The organism is Streptomyces sp. NPDC003247 (genome assembly GCF_042888135.1).
Taxonomy (GTDB): Bacteria; Actinomycetota; Actinomycetes; order Streptomycetales; family Streptomycetaceae; genus Streptomyces.
Genome location: NZ_JBIAPF010000017.1, coordinates 144,385 through 165,857, shown reverse-complemented (window position 1 = coordinate 165,857; position 21,473 = coordinate 144,385). Strand labels below are relative to the sequence as shown.

Sequence of the window (21,473 nt, the reverse complement as noted above, 5' to 3'; positions counted from 1 at the left end):
AGACCTGGAAGATCCTCCGCGACTGCCGCCTCAAGGGCGACGGCGTCCACCACGCCATGCTCGGCATCGCCCGCCTCCACAACCTCACCCTCGCCAGATGAGAGGCAACGATGCTGGTCAACCGGCATGTCGTAGATCATTTACGGGACAACGCTTAGGCAGGCGCTCCAGGTCGAACTGGCAAATCTCAATGAGCGAGCCGTCGGGAGCCGACATCCTGGATATAGCGGTACGTATGGCCGTGATTACGTACAGGCCGTCATATCGGTAGCCCTTACCCGGAGAGTACCGCGCATCGCCCTTGTAGCCTCGGATGATCCGGACGTGGTGGCCACGCTCGTAGCTGAGCTTGAGAGCCGCGTTGTCCCGGTAGTCCCAGGATTGACTCCGCAGCAGCGACTTACCGTCTTGAGCCTTGTCCTTGTCGGGTGACGCACCTGTGTACCGAACCCAGACCCAGCCGTCCTCGTCGTCCACATACCCACCGTTGAGCACAATGGCGTCGGCGACATACGCGCCATCCTCAGCCTTCAGGCGCGAGATCCCTCGCATGTTGTCGCCGTGCAACTTGGCGTCCCTGACTGCGACTCGCCCAGGGAACAGCTCGCCCGGCACGACGCCCTCTATGTGACCAACTACTCGCTCACTCATCGCACCATAATGATCGAAGGTGATCGATTATGTCACTCGATATTCCCACTTAGTCCTGCCATCACGCACTCGAGCCCCAATCCCACCTCTGTCTATGGCTCCTGTTAGAACTGGTCATGGACCAACGCATGGCCAAGGGGGCAAAGGTGACTCACTCAGGAGATCCGTCACAACCGATAGCAGGTGTGTACGAAGAACTCATCACCGAAGGTTTGCAGGCAAAGATCGATCAACTGAACGCGACTGGTTGGAAGCCCATCCACGCAGAGGTCAGCGCGGAGTCTGCGCCGCACGTCCTGGCCCGTTACATCGGTGAGGCCGTACGGCAGCGGCTGAGTCAACTGCCCGCCAGTCAACAGGTTGCCGCGGCCAACGAGATCATGCGGTCCCTGATCGGCAGCGCACCAAACCCCAAGATCGACGAGGCGATGACGGCCATCGCTGACGGTCCTCGCCAACTACTAGCCTTGGCCGAGCAAGAGGCACCTGGCGTATACGCCATAAGGCCTCTGACTCCCCTCTCCGAAACGGCTCTGATCACCAACGCCCCGGGCGACCCCAGCCTGGGCGCGGAACTGCGGGCAGAGCTCGCCACGGCAGACCACATCGACCTGTTGTGCGCGTTCGTGAAGTGGTACGGCATACGCGTCCTTGAGGACTCCCTGCGCGCGGCCAAAGAGCGGGGTGTCCGGATCCGCGTCATCACGACCACCTACATCGGCGCCACGGACCGGCTCGCCTTGGACCGGCTGGTCCGCGAGTTCGGCGCCGAAGTGAAGGTCAACTACGAGATCAGATCGACCCGCCTGCATGCGAAAGCCTGGCTCTTCCGGCGCAACACCGGCTTCGACACGGCGTATGTGGGCAGCTCGAATCTGTCGAAGGCCGCGCTACTCGACGGCCTTGAGTGGAACGTGCGGCTGTCATCGGTGGCCACCCCCAGGGTGCTCGACAAGTTCGAGGCGACCTTCGACGCCTACTGGGCGGACTCGGCATTCGAAGCGTACGACCCTGATACAGACGGGAAGCGGCTGGACGACGCGCTGGCCCAGGCCGACGGCACCGGACCGGCCGGTGATCTCAAGATCAGCCTCTCCGGACTGGAGGTGCGTCCGCTCCCCCATCAGAAGGACATGTTGGAGCGCCTACACGTCGAACGGGAGATTCGCGGTCGTCAGCGGAATCTCCTGGTCGCCGCGACCGGCACCGGCAAGACCGTCATGGCTGCGCTGGACTACCGGAACATGCGCGACACCCTCGGCGGAGCCCTCCCGCGACTCCTCTTCGTAGCCCACCGCAAGGAGATCCTGCGGCAATCCCTGAGGACCTACCGAGAGGTCCTGGACAACGCGTCTTTCGGTGAGCTGCTGCACAGCGGCGAGGAGCCGACGGAGTGGACGCATGTCTTCGCCAGCGTCCAGTCCCTCAATCTCCAACGGCTCGAGCAGCTTGCTCCTGAGCACTTCCACGTCATCGTCATCGACGAGTTCCACCACGCCACCGCTGACACCTACCGCCGTGTCCTCAATCACTTCCAACCGCCCCAGCTACTCGGCCTGACGGCGACCCCGGAACGGATGGACGGGCGCAATGTGCAGGACGAGTTCTTCGACGGCCGCATCGCCGCCGAACTACGGCTCTGGGAAGCCCTCGAAAACGACCTGCTCTGCCCGTTCCATTACTTCGGGCTTCCGGACGGCACCAACCTCACCGACCTCAACTGGCGATCCGGCGCCTACGACCGCGACCAACTCGGCAATCTTTACACCGGCGATCACGCCCGGGCTCGGATCGTCATCAAGCAGGTTCAGGAAAAGATCTCCCGCCCGGCCGCGATGCGCGCCCTCGGCTTCTGCGTGACCAAGGCGCACGCACGCTTCATGGCCGCCTGCTTCCGCGAGGCCGGGTTCGCAGCCGAAGCCCTCGACAGCGACTCGCCCCCGGCGGTGCGCGAGCACACCCTGGCCGACCTCAAGGCCGGCCGCATACAGGTGATCTTCTCCGTCGACCTGTTCAACGAGGGCCTGGACATTCCCGATGTGGACACGCTGTTGCTCCTGCGGCCCACGAACAGCGCGACCGTCTTCCTGCAACAGCTGGGGCGCGGATTGCGACGGACGCCGAACAAGCCTGTCCTGACGGTGCTCGACTTCATCGGTCAGCACCGAGCCGAATTCCGTTTCGAGGAGCAGTTCCGGGCCCTGACCAACCTGTCACGCAACCGGCTCGTCGACAGCATCGAGCACGGCTTTCCGCAGTTGCCCTCCGGCTGCCAGATCATCCTGGAGGGCAAGTCCAAGGATCTGGTGCTCAACAACATCCGCACACAGCTCAAGGCGACCATCACCACGCTGGCCAAGGAAGTCAGGGACTACAGCACGCCGCGGCTGGCGGACTACCTGCGCGAGAGCCGCCGGGACATCCAGGAGCTGTACAAGAGCGACAACTCCTGGACCAAGGTGCTCCGGAAGGCAGGACTGATTCGGGAGGAGGCACCATCAGGTGAAGCAGAACTCCTCAAGCGCGTCCATGCCTTTCTCCACGTGGACGACCCGGAACGGATCCACGCCTACCTGCGCCTCCTCGGGGACGACGCACCCGACTATGACTCTCTTGAGGCTCGGGAGAAGGCGTACGCCCGTATGCTCTTCTTCAACCTCTGGGACAATGCCGGCGGTTTCACCAGCTACCGGCAGGGTCTGGAAACACTGCGTACTCAGACCCGACTCCGGGATGAACTCCGGCAAGTTCTCACGTACGCCCTGGAAGGTACCGACCACTTCCCCCTTCCCTTGGAGGGACCGCTCGCCCAGGTCCCCCTGAAGATTCACAGCTCCTACAACCGCTCCGAGATCCTCTCGGCCCTGGGCGTGGCCCAACTGGGAGGCCAGATGCCGAGAGACTTCGGACAAGGGGTGCGATGGGTGGAGGAGCTCAAGACAGACGCCCTCCTCATCACCCTCGAGAAGGACGAGCGGGACTTCTCACCCACAGTCCGCTACAAGGACTACGCCCTCAGCCCCACCCGATTCCACTGGGAGTCTCAGAGCACGACTCCGGAGAACTCCGCGACCGGTCTGCGCTATCGGCAGCACGCCGAGCGGGGAAGTCACGTCCTTCTCTTCTTGCGGCGTTACAAGCGCAACAGCATCCTCAAGGCCGAGCCGTGGATGCTTTTGGGGCCAGCGACGTATGCGGGACACACCGGCAGCAAGCCCATGGCGATCACGTGGGAGTTGCACCACAAGCTTCCCGCCGATGTCATGTCTTACGCATCGATCACCAGCGGATGAGGACCCGCGTAGTCACCTAGGCAGAGGCGTTGGCTCCTCCCGTGAAGTGGATGTGGGCTCGGTCGAGGATCCGTTCGGCGTCTCGCCCGTGGTGATGCAGCCATTGGAGGAGGTCGACGATGATGTCGATCGCCGTTTCCTCCGCACGGGCCAGGCTCAGCCCGTGCGGAGGAACTCGCTTCACCTGCAACCCGCACTCTCTGCCATAGAGGTCCAACAGCCCTTCAGCTCTGTTCAAGCGTGAGCCGTCCCGAGCCGAGATGGCCGTGGTCGGCTTCGTGGCCAGTTCGCACCACGTGACCTTCCGATCGACGCGCAGTTCGACGCCCCACCGTTCGGCGACCGCGTCGACGAGGGCCATGCCCCGTCCGCCCTCCGAGTCGACGTTCGAGTCGAGCAGGGTGGGCAGGGCGCGGGTGTCGGGGTCGCGGACCTCGATGCGCAGATGCACGCCGTTCATGGAGACCGTGAGGGTGGCCGGGGTCCCGGGGCCCACGTGCGTGATGACGTTGGACACCAGCTCGCTGAGGCAGAGCTGGGCGTCGTCGGTGATGCCGTGCAGTCCCCAGATGGCGAGGTGCGACCGTAGGGCCCGGCGCAGGCCGGCCACCTCCGTCGGCTCCGCCGTGAAAGCACGGCTCCACGGCCTGCGCGGCATGCACGCGTCCTGGCTCACCGAAAACCCCTCTCGTCGCGGCGACGCCCCTTGAGCACGAAGAGTCATGAGGCGTCACGATGAGTTGTGTCGCCCTCAGAGTGCTGGTTGCGGATCCCTTCGTGCAATGTGCACGGCGGGATTCCCACTTCCGAGTGATTGGCAGGCGCACCCCTTGGCGCGAGACTGAACGCCCGCTATCCGAATCGGGGTTGAAATGGCCGGGTCACCCACGGCACGCCGTCGCCGCCTCTCCATCGAGCTGAAGAAGCTCCGCGAGCGGAGCACGCTCACCTGCGCCCAGGTCGGCCAGGCACTGGACTGGAGCGGCTCCAAGGTCAACCGGATGGAGACGGGGAGCGGCCGGGTCCAACCGTCCGACATCGACGCACTGTGCCGGTTCTACGGCACCAGTGACGACATGCGGGAGTTCCTCAAGTCACTGGCCCGGCAGGCCAAGGTGCGGGGGTGGTGGCAGGTCCACGGCTCCGGCGTACCGGAGTGGTTCAACATCTACATCGGCCTGGAACAAGACGCGTCCACCTTCCGCCAGTACCAGTGCGAGGTGGTGCCCGGCCTCATGCAGACGCTCGGGTACGCCTCCGAGCTCCACACGACCTGCGGGCACATGACCGCGGCGGACGTCGAAAGGGCCGTGCGCGTCCGTATGGAGCGCCAGGCCATGCTGAGCCGCCCCGACGCCCCGGAATCCTGGTTCATCGTGCACGAAGGCGCCCTGCGCAACGTCATCGGCGACCGGACGCTGATGCGGGAGCAGTTGGAACGCATCCTGGACACCGCACGGATGCCGTCCGTGACCTTGCAGGTCCTGTCCTTCGACTCGGGCACGTATCCGGTCACGGGCTCCTTCACCATGTTGGGCTTTCCCGCCCCGGAGGATCCCGACCTCGTCTATCGGGACGGCATCACCGATGCCGTCTACCTGGAGGGCGAGCATCATGTACGGGAGTACACCCGGGCGTTCGACGGTCTGCGGGCGGCGGCTCTGAGTCCTCGGCGTTCGACCCATCTGATCGAATCGGTTCTGAAGGAATACGCGGAATGAGCATGGCGAAGCCCGGCGACGACGAACGTCCCCAGTGGTTCAGGTCGTCGCACAGCAACGGTGCGGGTGGGGAGTGCGTGGAGTGCGCGGTGACCGACGTCCGCGCCTTGGTCCGCGACTCGAAGGACCCGAGAGGCCCGGTCATATCCATCGGGTACGCCGCTTGGCTCACCTTCATGGATGCCGTGAGGCAGGACACCGGGGGCTGACACGGGAGGCAGCCTCTACGTCGGCGACCGCGTCGACGACGGCCCGCGAGCGGCTGTCGCAGCGGGGATGCACGGGGCTGGTGCGCGCAATCCGTGTCCGCCACACAACATGCGCGACCTGCTGCAATTCCGTGGAACCGACCAGGCCGACAGCACATCCTGGATTTCGGCCGGCACAGTCATCCCGCTTGAAGCTTCGTGACGATCTGCTCCCCCATCCGACGCGCAGGTCCCAACCGAGGATCCTCAGGGTGTGCACCCGGGCCGAGGATCTTCGAGCAGGTGAACAGTGTCATCAGCTTGCCGCCCCGGCTTTCGAAGTCGCGGTGCCGCTCCTGCCGGACGCGATCGGCCGGAGCCGGGACAGCGAGCGAACTGCCCCACAGTGTCGCGGAGTCCAGTCCTCGCGGCGCGTTCCCCCAGTCCTCCCAGTCGAAGAGACAGAACGTCGGCGCGGTCATGTTGGCCCAGTTCAGATCTGCGTGGGCAGGCACCCACTGTTCAACGGTCGTGTCGAAGTCGCCGGGGAAGGCGGCGCGGATGGTTTCGGTGACGAGTGCCTGCGTGATGGCCACGGTGTCCGGTGTGGCCAGGCGCATGGTGCGCTGAACCGCGAGTGCGTCGAGCGAAGCGTTGAGCGCCTGCCACCACGCATCGGTCAGCTTCGGGTCTTCGCTCAGTACGGCGGTGCCGACGGGGTCTGCGGGTAGGAGTTCGGTCTCGTCAGCCCGCCACATCGCGTCATCGCCGGAGTCACGCCACACCACGCATCCTCGCCATGCCGGCCGAGCGACGTGCTCCAGGCGCGCGGCGCACTCGGTGCCGTTCCACCCCTGGTCGCTGATCTTGTCCAGTGACCGGCGTTCCACCCTGACCCAGGTGTCGCGGTCTGTCCGGGCTCCCACCGAGCGGCGTTTGCGCACCACCGTGTCCGGGGCGAAGCGCACGTGGAGGGACTGCTCGACATGATCGAGAATCTCGTCAACCGGATGGCTCCGGAGATCAACGGCGCGACCTGGGGAGACCGAGAGTGTCATGAAGGCGACCGTAGCAGCGGGGCCGCCGTCGGTGTGCCCGGTCGAGGCTGTCGAACCTGGGCCGGTGGGTGGGGAGGGCCGTGGTTTCGGAGTCGGGTGGGAAAGGGGTGGCCAGATGGTGGTCCGGGCAGGCTGGTACGGGGCGCGAACTGCGGGGACCGCCTCCGAGTTCGGCCGCTACGGACGCCCTGCCACCGGCTTGGTCCGGAATGGCCACCCCAAAATCGCTGTCGAGTACACGGCAAGGTCATCTAGTGTCCGAGGAGTCCGCCCGAGGGGCGGGCGCACCAGGCGTGGGCATTCACTCAAGGGAGCTGAACCGTGCGCGAGACCGGCAGAAAAATCCTCACCACCACGCTCACCACCGCCGCGGCCGCGGCAGGCAGCCTGGTTCTGGCCGCCGCGCCGGCCGGTGCGGCGCCGTACTGGCAGGCGGTGTCGACCAACTCCACCTGGCACTGCGCTCCCACCGTCGTGCACACCGCCCAGGCAGGCGTCGGTTACCAGGCCTGCCTGGTGCGCAGCGCCCTCGACAACGCCCAGGTCGTCCTCGTCGTGGTGAACAACTCCTCGTCGGCCGTCACCGTCTCCGGCACCATCACCTCGGGCTTCGCCGCGGAGGCGAGCTGCTCCTCGTACGCCCTCGCGGTCGGGGAGCGCCGGGGCTGCTTCGGTACGACCGCGCACGTGCCGGACTGCCTGTACGGGGCCGGCGTCCCTGACGAGCAGACCTATGGCGGGACTGTTCGGCTCACGGTGAACGGCGTGGTCGACTCCATGGACTCGCCGCGGACCGACTGCGTCCCCGTGGCCTGAGCGGACGGAGGGGCGGCGCCCCCCTCGGGCGAGGGGGGCGCCGCCCTTTTCGTTGTCCTGACGCGGTCGTCCGTCGGCCGGATTCCGCGCCGGGGCGTTGCCCCTCACCGCCGGGGGGTGGTGGGAGGGTCGGGGGACGGGGGCCTGCGGGGGGTCAGTTCCGCCCTGCCGAAGAGGAGGGCGTAGCCGGGTGGGAGGTGGGTCAGGAGGCGGTCGGTGAGGTCGTCGCCGAGCAGGCCCGGCAGGGCGCCCAGGACCGAGCCGGCGTGCCAGCGGGCCGTGGCCGCCGTGGCGCCCTCGAGGCGGGCGGCGATCGTGTCGACGAACTCCGCCGCCGGGCGCGGGCGGGGTGCCGGAGCGCGGGCGGTGATCTCCTCGGACGCCTCCCGGGGGAGGGCTCCGGCCAGGGCTGCGCGCTCGTCGCCGGTGACGTGGGCCGCGAGGGCGGACAGGACGGTACGGGTGATGTGCTCGGCCTCGGTGGTGGTCGGGTACCGGCCCGCCGTCCGTACCGACGCGATCAGGTCGCTCCAACGGTCCTCGGTGCCGGGCGCGCGCCGCGTCCGCGGGCCGGGGATCACCGTCCTCGCCGTGGGCGGGGTGGTCGTCGTCGCGGTCATGCTGCGGGGGTCCTCCTCGGGGTGGCAGGTGGGCGGTCCGTGTCCCGCGGCCCGGGGGACGAGGTGCCCGGGGCCGCGGGACGCGCTGGAGAAGGGGCGGCCGGTCAGCCGCTCAGCTGCTTGGGTCCGCTGTCGCCGCCCGAGATCTGGATGCGGCGCGGCTTGGCCTGTTCGGCCACGGGGATGCGCAGGGTCAGGACACCCGCCTCGTAGGAGGCGTCGATGCGGTCCGTGTCCAGGGTGTCGCCGAGGAAGAGCTGGCGGGTGAAGGTGCCCGTGGGGCGCTCGGCGACCAGGACCTCCGCGCCCTCGGGGGCGGGGGAACGGCGCTCGGCGCGGACGCTGAGGACGTTGCGTTCCACGTCCAGCTCGATCGTCTCCGGGTCGATGCCGGGGAGGTCGAAGTGGACGAGGAAGTCGTCCCCGGACCGGTAGGCGTCCATCGTCATCGCGGCGGGACGGTTCGCGGTGCCGAAGACCTGCTGCGCGAGTCGGTCGAAGTCGCGGAAGGGGTCGGTACGCATGAGCATCACGGTCCACTCCTCTCATCGGGTTCTCGGTGCGATGCCCTACGCCTTCTTGTATAACGCTCGGGAGGAAAGTTGACAAGCCTGGACTCAGGTAAGTGGCGCGCCGCGGTGGGCTTCCCTTGCGCCTCCGTTCAGGCCGGGGGGTCGTGGCTGGTCGGACGGTGTCCGGAGCTAGCCTCGTGGACGACCCGGAGGAGGCAGTGATGGTGAAGGTTCCCAGTGCGGTGGTCGCCGCCGGTGGGCTCGTCGGTGGGTACGGCGTGGCGCGGTGGAGCGGCAAGCGGCAGCTCGGCGGTGTCGTCCTGGCCGCGGCCGGGGCCGCGGCCGCGCGGCAGTGGCAGCAGCGGGCCGGCGGGACGGCCGCGGGGGCGCTGACGGCGGCTTACGTCGCCGCGTTCGCCGGGTCGCATCCGCTGGCCAAGAAGGTGGGCGCCTGGCCGTCGGTGTTCGGGGTCGCGGGTGCCGTCGCGCTGGCCTCGTGGGCGGTGGCCGACCGGCGGCGGTGAGGGCCGGGACGGACGACGCGGGGGCCGGGACGGACGAGAGGGCCGGGACGGACGCGAGGGCCGGTCGGCCGCGCGGTGTCATCTGCCCAGCGCCGACCGCAGCGTCACGCCGTGGCGCCGCCGCAGCCGCCGTATCTCCCACACCGACAGGGCCGTCACCGACAGGGGGCCGCCCAGCAGGAAGGTGTAGAGGACGAGCGGCGGGGCGGCGACCTCCGGGCCGTCGAACAGGCCCAGGCCGAACAGGGACCAGACCAGAAGCGGGGAGAGCAGCGGCGGCAGCAGTTCGTGGACGTCGCCGACGCGGAAGCTGGAGTTGACGCCGTAGACGATGAGCAGCAGCGTCAGGGGGATGCCGAGGAGGAGTCCGACGAGGCAGACCAGGCCGCCGATGAGGAACAGCAGCATCACCAGCAGGCCGACGAGGATGCCGTGGTAGCCGATGTCGGCCGTCGAGACGATGTCCCCCTTCAGGCACGCCAACAGGAACCAGCACACCCCGAAGCCCAGCAGGATCACGCCGACGGTGAGCAGCGGGCCGATCAGGCGCCGCGCGTACACGCCGGGCAGCGGGGAGCGGGCCGCGCAGAGGAAGGCCGTCACGGCGAGGAACGCGGTCGTGAACATGATCGCGCAGGCGAAGAGCAGGTCCTCGAGCTTGCCCATGACGAACGCCTCGCGTCCCTCGGTGATGGGGTACGCCAGCACCAGCCACGCCGTGGCCACCAGCCCCAGCACCGTACGGGCCGTCTGGAGCGACCGGACGACCGGGTCGTCGATGCGGTCGGGACGGGACGGCGCGGTGAGGCGCGTGGCGAGGGTGTGCGGGTTGGGCAGCGGGCGGCGGGGCGCGGACGTGGTCCGGCCGGTGATGTTCACGTGTGCGTCTCCCCCGAGTACGTGACGGTGGTTCACGTGTTCGCACGTGCCACGGCCGCACACCTTATATGATCTTCGCCTCGCCAATGAGGCCGTCGATGACGGCGATGACGTTCGGCGTTCTCACGTCCGCCTGGCGAGAATCCGTCGGTCCCTGGCACTCCCGCCGCTACCGGCCGGCCCGGTGTCCGCCTACCGTCGCTCCGTGACCACGTTCCTCCTCGCCGTCCACATGCTCGCCGCGATCGTCGCCATCGGGCCCGTCACCGTCGCGGCCAGCATGTTCCCGCCCGCCGCCCGCCGCGCCCTGGCCTCCCCCGGTGACAGCCGGGCGACCGAGACCGTACGGCTGCTGCACCGCATCTGCCGGGTGTACGCCGGTGTCGGCATCGCGGTGCCCGTTTTCGGGGTGTTCACGGCGGGCGCGATGGGCGTGATGGGCGACCCCTGGCTGATCGCGTCGATCGCGCTGACCCTGCTGGCCGCGATCGTCCTGGTCGTGCTCGTGCTGCCCGGGCAGGAGCCCCTCGTCGAGGGCGCCGGAAGCCGGGAGACGACCGTCCGGCTCGCCATGGTCACCGGTGTGTTCAACCTGCTGTGGGCGACGGTGACGGTCCTGATGATCGTGCGGCCGGGGTCGACGACGGGAGCGTAGGCGGGGCGGGCGCGCGGGCGGTCGGACGGCACGGGAGGGGAGGGGAGGGGATCCCGCAGCGTCGCGGAGTGGGGGACGCGGTCGAGGGCCGGGCGCCCCGGCCCCGGCCCCGGCGTACCGTGCCCGGGGCCGGGGCCGGGGCGCCCACTGTGCCCGGGGCCGGGGCGCCCACTGTGCCCGGGGCCGGGGCGCCCGGCGGGTCAGTCCTCGGGCCGGAGCCAGCCGATGCGCAGTTCTTCGGCAGCCGGGCGGAACGTCCGTATGAGCTCGGCGCGCTCGGGGTCGTCCTCGGGGAGGTGCTCGGCGAGGATGGCCTGCGCGGCGACCGTCTGGGGCCGGGCGCCGAGCGCGGCGCGCAGGTGGAGCGAGCGGCGCAGCATCGCGAGCCGCTCGGCGGGCTCCTTGTGCGGTGCGAGGTGCCGGATGATGTACGACTCGAAGTAGCCGTCGCCGTACTTCCTCGCGATCTCCAGAGCCGTCTCGTAGCGCGGGAGGGCGCCGGCCGGGTCCTCGTCGATGTTGTCCAGCAGGACGGCCCAGTGGTACACGACCCATCCGCGCAGCTTCTCGTCACCGAACTCGGCCGCCGCGCGGTAGCCGGCCTCGGCCGCGGCGCGGTCGTCGGCGCGGGGATCGCGCCGGAACAGCAGGCGGCTGTAGGCCAGTCGCGCCGTGAGCAGGTGCGCGGTCGGCGAGGCGAAATCGAGCGCCGCGACCGCCTTCTCGGCCTCTTCATGCCCCTCGATCCGGAAGAACCAGCGGTCGACGGCGATCTCCGCGCGCAGTTCGGGGTCGGCGTCCGGTCCCAGGACGGCGAGCGCGGCGTCCCACTCGCCGAGCAGATGCAGACGACGGGCTATGTAGGTGTCATCAGTTAACATGGCACCTACAATAGGAAGCGACGATGTAGGGGGTCAAGTGCAATACGGTGACTACATAGGCAACGTGACGCGGTTGGCCGTCGAGCTGGCCAACACCGGCACCCTCGACCAGCACGGCGAACTGGTCGCCGCGTTCTTCGCGGAGCACGAGGTCACTCCGCCGCCGGACGGCGACTACGGCGAGCTGCCGGACCTCGTGCGCGCGGCCCTGGCGCAGTCGGTGGACGGCGCCGCCCCCGAGGCCGTGCACCGTCTGCTGCGTGACTATCCGCCGGAGATGCACCTGTCCGACCACGACGGTCTCGGCGGCTGGCACGTCCACTTCAGCCGCAACGGCACCCCGGCCGAGCGCTGGGTCGGCCAGCTGATCGCCGCCAAGCTCGCCCTGATCGTGGCCGGCGATCCGGCGGTGACGCTGGGGCGGTGCGCCGCGGCCGGGTGCCAGAACTACTTCGTGGACCAGTCACGGAACCGGACGCGCCGGTTCTGCTCCAACGCGTGCGCCAGCCGGACGACGGTCGCGGCTCACCGGGCCCGGGCGGCGAAGAACTCGTAGCGGGGTGATCCGGGGGGCGTCCCGCCAGACCGGGGGACGTCCCGCCGGTCCGGGGGGGGCGCCCCGCCGGTCTGGGGGGGGCCCTGCCGGACCGGGGCGCGTCCCGCCCGTCCGGGGCGCGTCCCGCCCGTGCGGGGCGCGTCCCGCCCGTGCGGGGCGCGTCCCGCCGGTCCAGGGGGCGTCCCGCCGGTCCAGGGGGCGTCCCGCCGGTCCGGGGCAAGCGCGGGCGCGATCCCCCCTCCGGTCCGGGCCCGCGCCCGGGTCGGAGGGGGATCGGTCGGGTGCCGTCGTTGCGGTCGTCGCCCCGCGCAGCACAGTTCGTCAGGAGTGCTCGGGTCGTCAGGCGTGCTCGGGACCGCCCGGCCGTCCGGTCCCGCCGGGCGCCACCCGTTCACGCGCCCGCGTCGCCGCCGCCGTCAGCGGCTGGGCGATGTCCTCCAGGGAGCGCCGCTCGGCCCGTACCGCGAGGAACGCGGCGACCAGGCCGGCCGCGCACATCAGCCCGGCGCCGATCTGGAAGGCGAGCACCGTGTCGCCGACCTCGCCCGTGCCGGTGAGGTCGGCGAAGATCAGGGGGCCGCTGATGCCGCCGGCGGCGGTGCCGAGGGCGTAGAAGAAGGCGATGGACATCGCGCGGGTCTCCATCGGGAAGATCTCGGAGACCGTCAGGTAGGCGCTGGACGCGCCCGCCGACGCGAAGAACAGCACCACGCACCAGCAGGCCGTCAGCGTGGACGCGCTCAGCGAGCCGCGGTCGAACAGCCAGGCCGTGCCGAACAGCAGCAGACCGGACAGCAGATACGTCGACGAGATCATCACCCGGCGGCCCACCGTGTCGAACAGCTTGCCCAGCAGCAGCGGACCGAAGAAGTTGCCGAGGGCGATGACGGCGAAGTAGTAGCCGGTGTGGCCGGAGGGCACGTCGAAGAACGTGGTCAGGATCGCGCCGAAGCCGAAGGTGATGGCGTTGTAGAGGAACGCCTGCCCGATGAAGAGGGAGAAACCGAGGACGGCGCGGCGGCGGTAATCGGAGAAGACCGTACGGCCGATCTCGGCGAAGGAGACGCTGCGGCGCTGGTGGATGGTGATCTCGCCCTCGGCCCGCGGCAGCGGCCCGCCCGACTCGGCCTCGATCTTCCGCTCGATGGAGGAGACGATCCGTTCCGCCTCGTCGTCGCGGCCGTGGATCAGCAGCCAGCGCGGGCTCTCCGGCACATGGCGCCGTACGAGGAGGATGACCAGGGCGAGGACGGCGCCGAGGGCGAACGTCAGCCGCCAGCCCACGTTCGCCGCGAAGATGTCCGTGTCCAGTGCCACGATCGACAGCAGCGAACCGCCGACCGCGCCCAGCCAGAAGCTGCCGTTGATCATCAGGTCGACGCGGCCCCGGTAGTCCGCCGGGATCAGCTCGTCGATGGCGCTGTTGATCGCCGCGTACTCGCCGCCGATGCCGAAGCCGGTGAGGAACCGGAAGAGCAGGAACCACCAGGTGTCGAAGGAGACCGCGGTCAGGGCGGTGGCCGCGAGGTACACCGCGAGCGTGATCATGAAGAGCTTCTTGCGGCCCCAGCGGTCGGTCAGCCGGCCCCAGAAGAGGGCGCCGATGCACGCGCCGGCCACGTACAGGGCGGCCGCGATGCCGGTCACCTGACCGGAGGTGATCGGCAGGCCGCTGCCGGGCTCCGACAGCCGGCCGGCGATGTTGCCGACGACGGTGACCTCGAGTCCGTCGAGGATCCACACGGTGCCGAGACCGATCACGATCGTCCAGTGCCAGCGCGACCAGGGGAGACGGTCGAGGCGGGCGGGGATGTCGGTGGTGATGGTGCGGCCGCCGGTCTCGGCGGGCTCACTGCCTCTGGCCTGGGCGGTGGTCATGGGCTCCCTCCTCCGTGAGCGGAACGGGGATCGGGTGCCCCGGGGGAAGCGGGTTTACGCCGTTGGCCAGGTCAGGTGCGGCTTCGTACGTACGTACGGTGCACCTGCGTCGGTGCGGGCCTCGCTGGGGGCTGCCGCCCCCAGGCCCCCGCTTCGGCCCCGAAAGGGCCTCGTCCTCAATCGCCGGACGGGCTGGATTGCCCTGGCCGGCATCGAAAGGGGCGGCCGTTCCGGTTACGCCGGACGGGCTGGGTTGCCCCCACCGGCACCGAAAGCGCCATCGAACTCCCCCACAGGGGCCTCGGACGACTGGAATGCCTCCACCGGCGCCGGAAGCATGACGACCGCCCCGGCTGCGCCCCCGCTACGCCCCCAACCCCCGCGCCACCGTATAGATCAGCAGGCCCGCCAGTGAGCCCACCACCGTGCCGTTGATGCGGATGAACTGGAGGTCGCGGCCGATGTGGGCCTCGATCTTGCGGGTGGTGTGCTCGGCGTCCCAGCCGGCCACGGTGTCGGTGATGAGCGAGGTGATCTCCGTGCGGTACGTCGTCACGACGTGGACCGCCGCGCCCTCCACCCAGCTGTCGACCTTCTCCTGGACCCTGGGCTCCGTCGCCATGCGGGTGCCCAGGGAGAGCAGGGCGGCCCGCACCCGCAGGCGCAGCTCGCTGCGCTCGTCCTCCGCCGCCGCGACGATCATGGACCGTACGGCGGTCCAGACGGAGGCGATGAGGTCCTGGACCTCGCCGCGGCCCAGCACCTCCCCCTTGAGCCGCTCGACCCGCGCCCGGGTCTCGGTGTCGGACTGGAGGTCGGAGGCGAAGTCGGTGAGGAAGCGGTCGAGGGCGCCCCGGGCCGGGTGGGACGGCATGTCCCGCATCTCCGCGCAGAACCGCAGCAGCTCCTTGTAGACGCGCTCACCGACCTTGCGGTCGACGAACCTCGGCGTCCAGCCGGGCGCGCCGCCCTGCACCGCGTCCATCACGGAGTCCGCGTGCAGCACCAGCCAGTCGTGCGCCCGGGAGACCACCAGGTCGACGGCGCGCCGGTGACCGCCGTCCGCGACGATCTTCTCCAGCATCTTGCCCATGCCGGGCGCGATCTCCTGGGCGTCGGCCCGCCGGGTGATCGCCTCGCCGACGACCGCCTGGACGTCCGAGTCGCGCAGCACCGTCAGCGCCCCCCGCAGGGCCGTCGCCAGCTCCGCGGTGACCCGGTCGGCGTGCTCCGGCTCCGCCAGCCAGGCACCCAGCCGGGAGCCGATGCCGACCGCGCGCAGCCGCTGCCGTACGACGTCCTCGGAGAGGAAGTTCTCCCCGACGAACTCGCCCAGGGAGACGCCCAGCTGGTCCTTCTTCGTGGGGATGATCGCGGTGTGCGGGATGGGCAGGCCCAGCGGGTGGCGGAAGAGGGCGGTCACGGCGAACCAGTCGGCCAGCGCACCGACCATGCCGGCCTCGGCGGCGGCCGCCACATAGCCCGCCCAAGGGCCCGCGCCCCGGTGGGAGGCCCACTCGGCGAGGACGTACACCACGGCCACCACCAGCAGCAGCCCGGTCGCGGTGAGCTTCATCCGCCGTACGCCGCGCCGGCGCTCCTCGTCGGCGGCGCTGAAGACGGTCATCGCGCGCGCCGCGGCCGCCTGCCTTCCCTCCGCCATCCCCGCCACCTTCCCGTCGGGTGTCTCGTCCGCCACCGTCATGTCGGCCACCGTCTCGTCCGCCACCGTCTTGTCGGCCACCCACTCCTGCCTTCCCGTTTTCTCCGCTCCCGTCTCCTCCGCGCCCGTCTCCTCCGTCCCGCCGTCCCGCGCCACCGTCCGGTCCGTCCGCCGGTCCGTTCGCCGGTCCGTCCGCCAGTCCGTCCGCCAGCCCGTTCGCCGGTCCGTCCGCCGCCCCCCCCGTTCCGGATCCCCCGCGTCCCCGGCACAAACATTGTCCTGCGACGCACACATTGTCCTGCCTGACCGACTCCCGGAACGGAACAGGAGTTCCCGTCGTCTGTCAGGCGAGGGAGTTCGACGGTGACCTCCTGCACGACGGTCGGAGCCCCGCCGCTCCCTCGCACGAGGAGAACCACACCCGCATGACCAGGCATCACGACGGGGGCGTGGCCATGTCCCGCACGAGACACCGCGCCGAGCTGTCCGCGATGGCCGCCGTGGTCACGGCTCTCTCGGCGGCCATATACGTCGGCGTCGACGCCGGGGACGGCCCCCTCGACGACACCGCCGCCGCACCCCGCCCGGCCCCGGGCCGGGCCGCCCCCGTCTCGGCCGGCGTCTGGGTCGGCACCTGGGCCGCCGCCCCCGTCGGCGGCGAACCGCTCACCGGGACGGACGGCACCGCGGGGCGCACGGTGCGCAACGTCGTCCACACCAGCGTCGGCGGGACCGGCGCCCGCATCACCCTGTCCAACCTGTACGGCACCCGGCCGCTGACCGTCACCGCCGCCACCCTCGCCGTCGCGGCCGACGACGACGGCCCGGCCGCGACCGCCGGCACCCTGCGCCGGCTCACCTTCGGCGGCGCGCCCACGGTCGTCGTACCCGCCGGCGGGCAGACCGTCAGCGACGCCGTCACGCTCGCCGTCCCCGCCGACTCCGACGTCCTGGTCAGCACCTACACCCCCACCTCCGCCGGGCCGGTCACCCACCACCGGCACGCCCGGCAGACCAGTTACGTCGCCGACGGCGAGCACACAGCGGACGTGACGGGCGGCCCGTACACCGGGCGGAGCACCTCCTGGCGCTACCTCACCGCCCTGGACGTCCTCAGCGACGAGGCCGACGGCACCGTCGTCGCCTTCGGCGACTCCATCACCGACGGCGTCACCTCCACGCCGGGCGCCAACCGCCGCTGGCCCGACGTGCTCTCCGACCGGCTGCGGGCCGCCGTCGCCGCCGGCGAGGACGCGCCCCGCTACGGCGTCGTCAACGCGGGCATCAGCGGCAACCAGGTCCTCGCCGACGGACAGGGCGTCCCCCGCTCCCGGCCCCGCCCGGACGGGGACCTCCCCACCGCGGACAACCCCAGCGGACTCGAACGCTTCGAACGGGACGTCCTCGGCCGCCCGAACGTCCGGGTCGTCGTCGTCGACCTCGGCGTCAACGACATCCTGCGCAACCGCTCCCTCGCCGACCCCGGCGCCGTCGTCGACGGCCTGCGCACCCTCGTCGAGCGCGCCCACGCCCGCGGCGTCAAGGTCGTCGGCACCACCCTCCTGCCGTTCCGCGGCCACCGCGGCTACACCGACGCCCGCGAGGGCGTACGGCGCGAGATCAACGCCACGCTCCGCTCGGGCTCGGTCTTCGACGAGCTCGTCGACGTCGACGAGGCCCTGCGCGACCCGTACGACCCGCGCCGGCTGCGCGCCGACTACGACTCGGGCGACAGCCTCCACCCCAGCGACAAGGGGTACCGGAGGATGGCGGAGCTCATCGAGCCGGAGCAACTGGAGGGGGCAGCCCCGGCACGGCTATGACCGGCACCGACACGGCTGTGACCGGCACCGACACGGCTGTGACCGACACCGACACGGCTGTGACCGACACCGACACGGCTATGACCGACACCGACACGGCTGTGACCGGCACCCGCCCGCCCACGGGACCACCAGCCCGCGGGAACCACAAGCCCACGGGACCACCAGCCCACGGGACCGCCCGCACCAGCGGGCCCGTTCAGTGCCCCCAGTGCCGCCGGCCCTCCCCGCCCCCGCCCCCGCCCTCGCCCTCCGCCCTGCCGGGCAGTTCCCGTCCGGCCTCGCCGCGTGCCGGCCGCTCCCGGCGCCGCTCCTCACGCGTCCGCTTGCGTTCGACGCCGACCCCGCCCCAGAACGCGAAGCCGGTCACCACCACGCGCGGCGCCCCGGGGTCGTCCACAGCGCCCGTCCCCCCTTGGTCGAAGCCGCCCATGAAGCCGTGGCCCCGCACCACGACGTCCACGCCCGGCGGCACGACGACGCTCATCCCGCCCATGATCGCGACGCAGTTGATCACGACCTCCCCGGCGGCGAAGTCCGCCTCCCGCAGGTCGATCACCCCGCCGCCCCAGAACGCGAAGCCGGTGAAACGCCGGGGCACCGTCCAGCGCCCCCTGCGCTGGAAGCCCGACATCACGGCCACGGCCGCCGTCGACGACCCCTGACCGCCCACGATCCGCCCGGCCCAGCCACCGTCCGCCCGAGCCCCCTTGCGCAGCGACACCTCGGGCGACGGCGGGGTGACCCCGGGGGCCGGCAGATCCCGGGTGAGCGGCGCCAGCTCGCCGTACGTCCGCGCCCGGTACGTCGCGTCCAGCCGCTCCTCGAACTCCGCCATGTCCAGCCGGCCCTCGGCGAGGGCGTCCCGCAGCACCTCGGCGACCCGCTCGCGATCGGCGTCGGAGGCACGGAGGTCCGGAACCGCGTCATCGGTCATGGACGGCAGCCTACGAGTTCCCGGCGCCCGGGACCACGCTCTCCCGCCCGGCGTACATCCGGGCGATGACCGCCTCGATGTCCGGCTCCCGCACCGACAGGTCCACCAGCGGGTACTCCGCCGCGATCCGCGCCACCAGCGGCGCCGCCGACGCCGACGCCGGGAAGGCCAGCCACTGCCGCGGCCCCTCCACCCGCACCACCCGCGCGGCGGGACCCGCCTCGATCGGCGGCAGCTCCCGCTCCAGGTCCACCACCAGCGTCCGCTCGCTCTCGCCCGCCTCGTGCAGACCCGCGAGCGGACCGTCGTACATCATCCGCCCGTGGTCGATGACCATCACCCGGGAGCAGAGCTGCTCGATGTCCTGGAGGTCGTGCGTGGTGAGCAGGACCGTGGTGCCGCGCTCGGCGTTCAGCTCGCGCAGGAACTCCCGCACCCGCGCCTTGGAGACGACGTCGAGGCCGATCGTCGGCTCGTCGAGGTACAGCACCTCGGGGTCGTGCAGCAGCGCGGCCGCGATGTCACCCCGCATCCGCTGCCCCAGCGACAGCTGCCGCACCGGCACGTCCAGCAGGGCCGACAGGTCGAGCAGGCCGACCAGCCGGTCCAGGCCCTCCCGGTAACGGGCGTCGGGGATGCGGTACATGCGGTGCATCAGCCGGTAGGAGTCGATCAGCGGAAGGTCCCACCACAGCGTCGTACGCTGCCCGAACACCACCCCTATCCGGTGCGCCAGCCGCGTCCGCTCCCGGGCCGGGTCGATGCCCGCGACCCGCAGCCGGCCACCGCTCGGTGTGAGGATGCCCGTCAGCATCTTGATCGTCGTCGACTTCCCGGCACCGTTCGGCCCGATGTAGCCGACCATCTCGCCGCGCGCCACGGTGAAACGCGTCCACCACTAACTCCCCGTACTCCGATACGACCGCAGCCCCGCCCGCCAGGCCAGCCCGGACAGCGCACAGCACCCCACCGCCACCAGCGGCGGAGCGAACGCCGCCCACTGCGGCAGCCCCAGCGGATAGGGCCGCCCCAGCACGTACGCGGCCGGCACCCAGTTGACGAACGCCAGCGGGAACACGAACGTCACCCCGCGCACCAGCTCCTTGCCGAACACCGTCGGCGGGTACTGCAACATCGTCTGTCCGCCGTACGTGAACGCGCTCTGCGCCTCCGACGCGTCCTGCGTCACGAACTGGAACGCGGCACCCGCCACCAGCACCGCGCCGAAGATCGCCGCACCGCTGACCACCGTCACCGGCAGCAGCAGCACCCGGGCCGCGGTCCAGTCGACGTCCACCGCCACCAGCGCGTAACCCAGCACCAACGACCCCTGCGCGATCCGGGAGACCCGGCGCAGCGCGAACCGGTCCGCGGCCACCTGCGCGAGCACCGGCGCGGGCCGCAGCAGCAGCGTGTCGAGCGTGCCGTCCCGCACCCGCGAACCCAGCCGGCCCGCCGAGCCCAGCACCAGGTCCGCCAGCCCGAACGACGTCGCGGACAGGCCGTACAGGAAGGCCACCTCGGGCAGCGTGTAGCCGCCGAGCACGTCGACCTGGGAGAACATGAGCAGGATCGCGACGAAGTCCAGGCCCGTCACCAGCAGCCCGGCCAGCACGGTCATCGCGAACGACAGCCGGTAGGCCAGCGTCGAACGGATCCACATCCCGGCGATCAGCCGGTAGGCGCGCAGCCCCTCCGCCACCCGGCCGGCCGGCACCGGTGCCGGCACCGGTGCCGGCACCGGCACCCGGCCGCTCCCCGTCGACGGGCGGCCGTCCTCCGCCACCCGGCCGCCCTCCACCGGCACCCAGCCACCCTCCTCCGCCACCCGGCCGGCCTCACCCACCCTGCACCACCACCCGCCGCGTCGCCGCTCCCTGCATCAGCCGCCCCGCCGTCAGCAGCACCACCGCCCACACCGCCTGGAAGAGGTACGCGGCCGGCGCGCCGGCCTCCCCCAGCAGGACGTCCGCCGGCAGCTGGAGCATCGCCGACCACGGCAGCGCCCGCACGATGTCGCCCAGCGGCTCGGGAAAGGCGTTCAGCGGCAGCGCCATGCCCGTGCAGAACATCCCGGCGACCATCAGCATCTGCAACGCGCCCGTGCCGTCCAGCAGCCAGAACCCGCTCAGCGCCACCAGGAACCGGATCGCGAAGCTGACCACCATCGCCAGCAGCACCGCCACCAGGAACCGCAGCCACACCAGCGGGTCGCCGGGCACGGCCGTCGGGAACACCAACATCCCGACGGCGAACGGGATCACCCCCCGCCCCAGCAGCTGGAACAGCGAACGCCCCACGTCGGTGGCGAACCACCACAGTTGCAGGTCGGCCGGCCGGTACAGGTCGATCGCCACCGCGCCCGTGCGGATCCGCTCCATCAGCTCGGCCTCGAAACCGCCGCCCTGGAGCGCCAGCGTCGCGAACAGCGCCTGCCCCACCCACACGTACGTCACCGCCTGCGCCTGGTCGTAGCCCCCGAGATGGGGCCGCTCGTCCCACAACGCCAGGTAGGTGCAGGCGAGGATCAGACCGAACACGGTGTTGGTGAACACCCCCGCGGCCGTGGCCGCCCGATAGGTCGCGTACCTTCGGAAGCCCCCTGCTGCGACGGCCGCGTACAACCGCGCCGAACCCACGGCAACCGTCCTCCCACACTCATGGACACCGAAGCGCAGGAGCCTAGGCGACCGCACCGCGGCACGCCACGCGTTTTACGGGCCCGCCATGTGACGCGACGCGCGCCGATTGCCGGGAACGGAACGCGTGGTGCGAGAGTCTTCGACAGGGGGCGCAGAAGGCGTACGAGGTGTACGGG

Annotated in this window: 20 protein-coding genes and 2 pseudogenes; 9 read left to right on the top strand and 13 right to left on the bottom strand. The window is 70.7% G+C overall.

Features of this window, described 5'->3' with window-relative positions; genetic code table 11:
- Positions 1-101: pseudogene (locus tag ACFYWQ_RS39015) on the top strand (IS5/IS1182 family transposase); the annotation flags it as partial.
- Positions 102-117: 16 nt separating this feature from the next.
- Here ACFYWQ_RS39015 and ACFYWQ_RS39010 read toward each other — a convergent pair.
- A complete protein-coding gene (locus ACFYWQ_RS39010) occupies positions 118-651 on the bottom strand; it encodes a YDG/SRA domain-containing protein (protein ID WP_389524064.1) in 534 nt (177 codons plus the stop codon).
- A 128-nt stretch (positions 652-779) separates the two neighbouring features.
- Here ACFYWQ_RS39010 and ACFYWQ_RS39005 point away from each other — a divergent pair, with 128 nt between their 5' ends.
- Positions 780-3,944, top strand: a complete 3,165-nt coding sequence (locus ACFYWQ_RS39005) for a DUF3427 domain-containing protein (RefSeq protein ID WP_389524061.1) — start codon at positions 780-782, stop codon at positions 3,942-3,944.
- Between the two features lie 16 nt (positions 3,945-3,960).
- On the opposite strand, the gene ACFYWQ_RS39000 is transcribed toward ACFYWQ_RS39005, so the two are convergent.
- Positions 3,961-4,602 (bottom strand): ATP-binding protein, encoded by a 642-nt coding sequence (locus ACFYWQ_RS39000; RefSeq protein WP_389524058.1) that lies wholly within the window; start codon positions 4,600-4,602, stop codon positions 3,961-3,963.
- Positions 4,603-4,816: 214 nt separating this feature from the next.
- Between ACFYWQ_RS39000 and ACFYWQ_RS38995 the strand changes: the two genes are divergently transcribed.
- Both ACFYWQ_RS38995 and ACFYWQ_RS38990 read left to right on the top strand, forming a co-directional pair.
- Positions 4,817-5,665, top strand: coding sequence for a helix-turn-helix domain-containing protein (locus ACFYWQ_RS38995; protein ID WP_389524056.1), 849 nt, complete (start codon positions 4,817-4,819; stop codon positions 5,663-5,665).
- A complete protein-coding gene (locus ACFYWQ_RS38990) occupies positions 5,662-5,874 on the top strand; it encodes a DUF397 domain-containing protein (RefSeq protein WP_389524054.1) in 213 nt (70 codons plus the stop codon). The genes ACFYWQ_RS38995 and ACFYWQ_RS38990 overlap by 4 nt, the downstream gene beginning before the upstream one ends.
- Positions 5,875-6,053: 179 nt before the next feature.
- On the opposite strand, the gene ACFYWQ_RS38985 is transcribed toward ACFYWQ_RS38990, so the two are convergent.
- Entirely contained in the window at positions 6,054-6,911 is an 858-nt protein-coding gene (locus ACFYWQ_RS38985) for a hypothetical protein (protein WP_389524051.1), read from the bottom strand.
- Between the two features lie 321 nt (positions 6,912-7,232).
- On the opposite strand from ACFYWQ_RS38985, the gene ACFYWQ_RS38980 reads away from it, so the two are divergent.
- Positions 7,233-7,727: a hypothetical protein gene (locus ACFYWQ_RS38980; protein ID WP_389524048.1), complete on the top strand. Its 495-nt coding sequence runs from the start codon at positions 7,233-7,235 to the stop codon at positions 7,725-7,727.
- 104 nt (positions 7,728-7,831) lie between these two features.
- Here ACFYWQ_RS38980 and ACFYWQ_RS38975 read toward each other — a convergent pair whose 3' ends face one another.
- Together ACFYWQ_RS38975 and ACFYWQ_RS38970 are read right to left on the bottom strand one after the other, a co-directional pair.
- The gene (locus tag ACFYWQ_RS38975) at positions 7,832-8,347 is read right to left on the bottom strand and encodes a DUF2267 domain-containing protein (RefSeq protein ID WP_389524046.1); all 516 of its coding nucleotides are present in this window, start codon (positions 8,345-8,347) and stop codon (positions 7,832-7,834) included.
- Positions 8,348-8,451: 104 nt separating this feature from the next.
- Positions 8,452-8,877, bottom strand: coding sequence for an Hsp20/alpha crystallin family protein (locus ACFYWQ_RS38970; protein WP_389524044.1), 426 nt, complete (start codon positions 8,875-8,877; stop codon positions 8,452-8,454).
- 203 nt (positions 8,878-9,080) lie between these two features.
- Between ACFYWQ_RS38970 and ACFYWQ_RS38965 the strand changes: the two genes are divergently transcribed.
- Positions 9,081-9,383 (top strand): hypothetical protein, encoded by a 303-nt coding sequence (locus ACFYWQ_RS38965; protein ID WP_389524041.1) that lies wholly within the window; start codon positions 9,081-9,083, stop codon positions 9,381-9,383.
- Positions 9,384-9,461: 78 nt separating this feature from the next.
- On the opposite strand, the gene ACFYWQ_RS38960 is transcribed toward ACFYWQ_RS38965, so the two are convergent.
- The gene (locus tag ACFYWQ_RS38960) at positions 9,462-10,262 is read right to left on the bottom strand and encodes a hypothetical protein (RefSeq protein WP_389524038.1); all 801 of its coding nucleotides are present in this window, start codon (positions 10,260-10,262) and stop codon (positions 9,462-9,464) included.
- A 205-nt stretch (positions 10,263-10,467) separates the two neighbouring features.
- Between ACFYWQ_RS38960 and ACFYWQ_RS38955 the strand changes: the two genes are divergently transcribed.
- The gene (locus ACFYWQ_RS38955) at positions 10,468-10,917 is read left to right on the top strand and encodes a hypothetical protein (protein WP_389524035.1); all 450 of its coding nucleotides are present in this window, start codon (positions 10,468-10,470) and stop codon (positions 10,915-10,917) included.
- A gap of 200 nt (positions 10,918-11,117) precedes the next feature.
- Here ACFYWQ_RS38955 and ACFYWQ_RS38950 read toward each other — a convergent pair whose 3' ends face one another.
- Positions 11,118-11,798 (bottom strand): hypothetical protein, encoded by a 681-nt coding sequence (locus ACFYWQ_RS38950; RefSeq protein WP_389524033.1) that lies wholly within the window; start codon positions 11,796-11,798, stop codon positions 11,118-11,120.
- A 64-nt stretch (positions 11,799-11,862) separates the two neighbouring features.
- Here ACFYWQ_RS38950 and ACFYWQ_RS38945 point away from each other — a divergent pair, with 64 nt between their 5' ends.
- The gene (locus ACFYWQ_RS38945) at positions 11,863-12,354 is read left to right on the top strand and encodes a CGNR zinc finger domain-containing protein (protein ID WP_389524030.1); all 492 of its coding nucleotides are present in this window, start codon (positions 11,863-11,865) and stop codon (positions 12,352-12,354) included.
- A gap of 339 nt (positions 12,355-12,693) precedes the next feature.
- Here the strand turns inward: ACFYWQ_RS38945 and ACFYWQ_RS38940 are convergent, their stop codons facing one another.
- Positions 12,694-14,232, bottom strand: coding sequence for an MFS transporter (locus ACFYWQ_RS38940; RefSeq protein WP_389524027.1), 1,539 nt, complete (start codon positions 14,230-14,232; stop codon positions 12,694-12,696).
- Positions 14,233-14,596: 364 nt separating this feature from the next.
- Positions 14,597-15,895 carry a DUF445 domain-containing protein gene (locus ACFYWQ_RS38935; RefSeq protein ID WP_389524079.1) on the bottom strand — a complete coding sequence of 433 codons (1,299 nt, stop codon included), beginning with the start codon at positions 15,893-15,895 and terminating at the stop codon, positions 14,597-14,599.
- A 425-nt stretch (positions 15,896-16,320) separates the two neighbouring features.
- On the opposite strand from ACFYWQ_RS38935, the gene ACFYWQ_RS38930 reads away from it, so the two are divergent.
- A complete protein-coding gene (locus tag ACFYWQ_RS38930) occupies positions 16,321-17,718 on the top strand; it encodes a GDSL-type esterase/lipase family protein (RefSeq protein ID WP_389524024.1) in 1,398 nt (465 codons plus the stop codon).
- Between the two features lie 199 nt (positions 17,719-17,917).
- Here ACFYWQ_RS38930 and ACFYWQ_RS38925 read toward each other — a convergent pair whose 3' ends face one another.
- The 4 genes and pseudogenes from ACFYWQ_RS38925 to ACFYWQ_RS38910 all read right to left on the bottom strand — a co-directional run bounded on the left by ACFYWQ_RS38925 (position 17,918) and on the right by ACFYWQ_RS38910 (position 21,294).
- Positions 17,918-18,655, bottom strand: a complete 738-nt coding sequence (locus ACFYWQ_RS38925) for a DUF1707 domain-containing protein (RefSeq protein ID WP_389524021.1) — start codon at positions 18,653-18,655, stop codon at positions 17,918-17,920.
- A 10-nt stretch (positions 18,656-18,665) separates the two neighbouring features.
- A pseudogene (locus ACFYWQ_RS38920) lies at positions 18,666-19,541 on the bottom strand (ATP-binding cassette domain-containing protein); the annotation flags it as partial.
- A gap of 12 nt (positions 19,542-19,553) precedes the next feature.
- A complete protein-coding gene (locus tag ACFYWQ_RS38915) occupies positions 19,554-20,318 on the bottom strand; it encodes an ABC transporter permease (RefSeq protein WP_389524077.1) in 765 nt (254 codons plus the stop codon).
- 175 nt (positions 20,319-20,493) lie between these two features.
- Entirely contained in the window at positions 20,494-21,294 is an 801-nt protein-coding gene (locus ACFYWQ_RS38910) for an ABC transporter permease (RefSeq protein ID WP_389524018.1), read from the bottom strand.
- Positions 21,295-21,473: the final 179 nt, after the last annotated feature.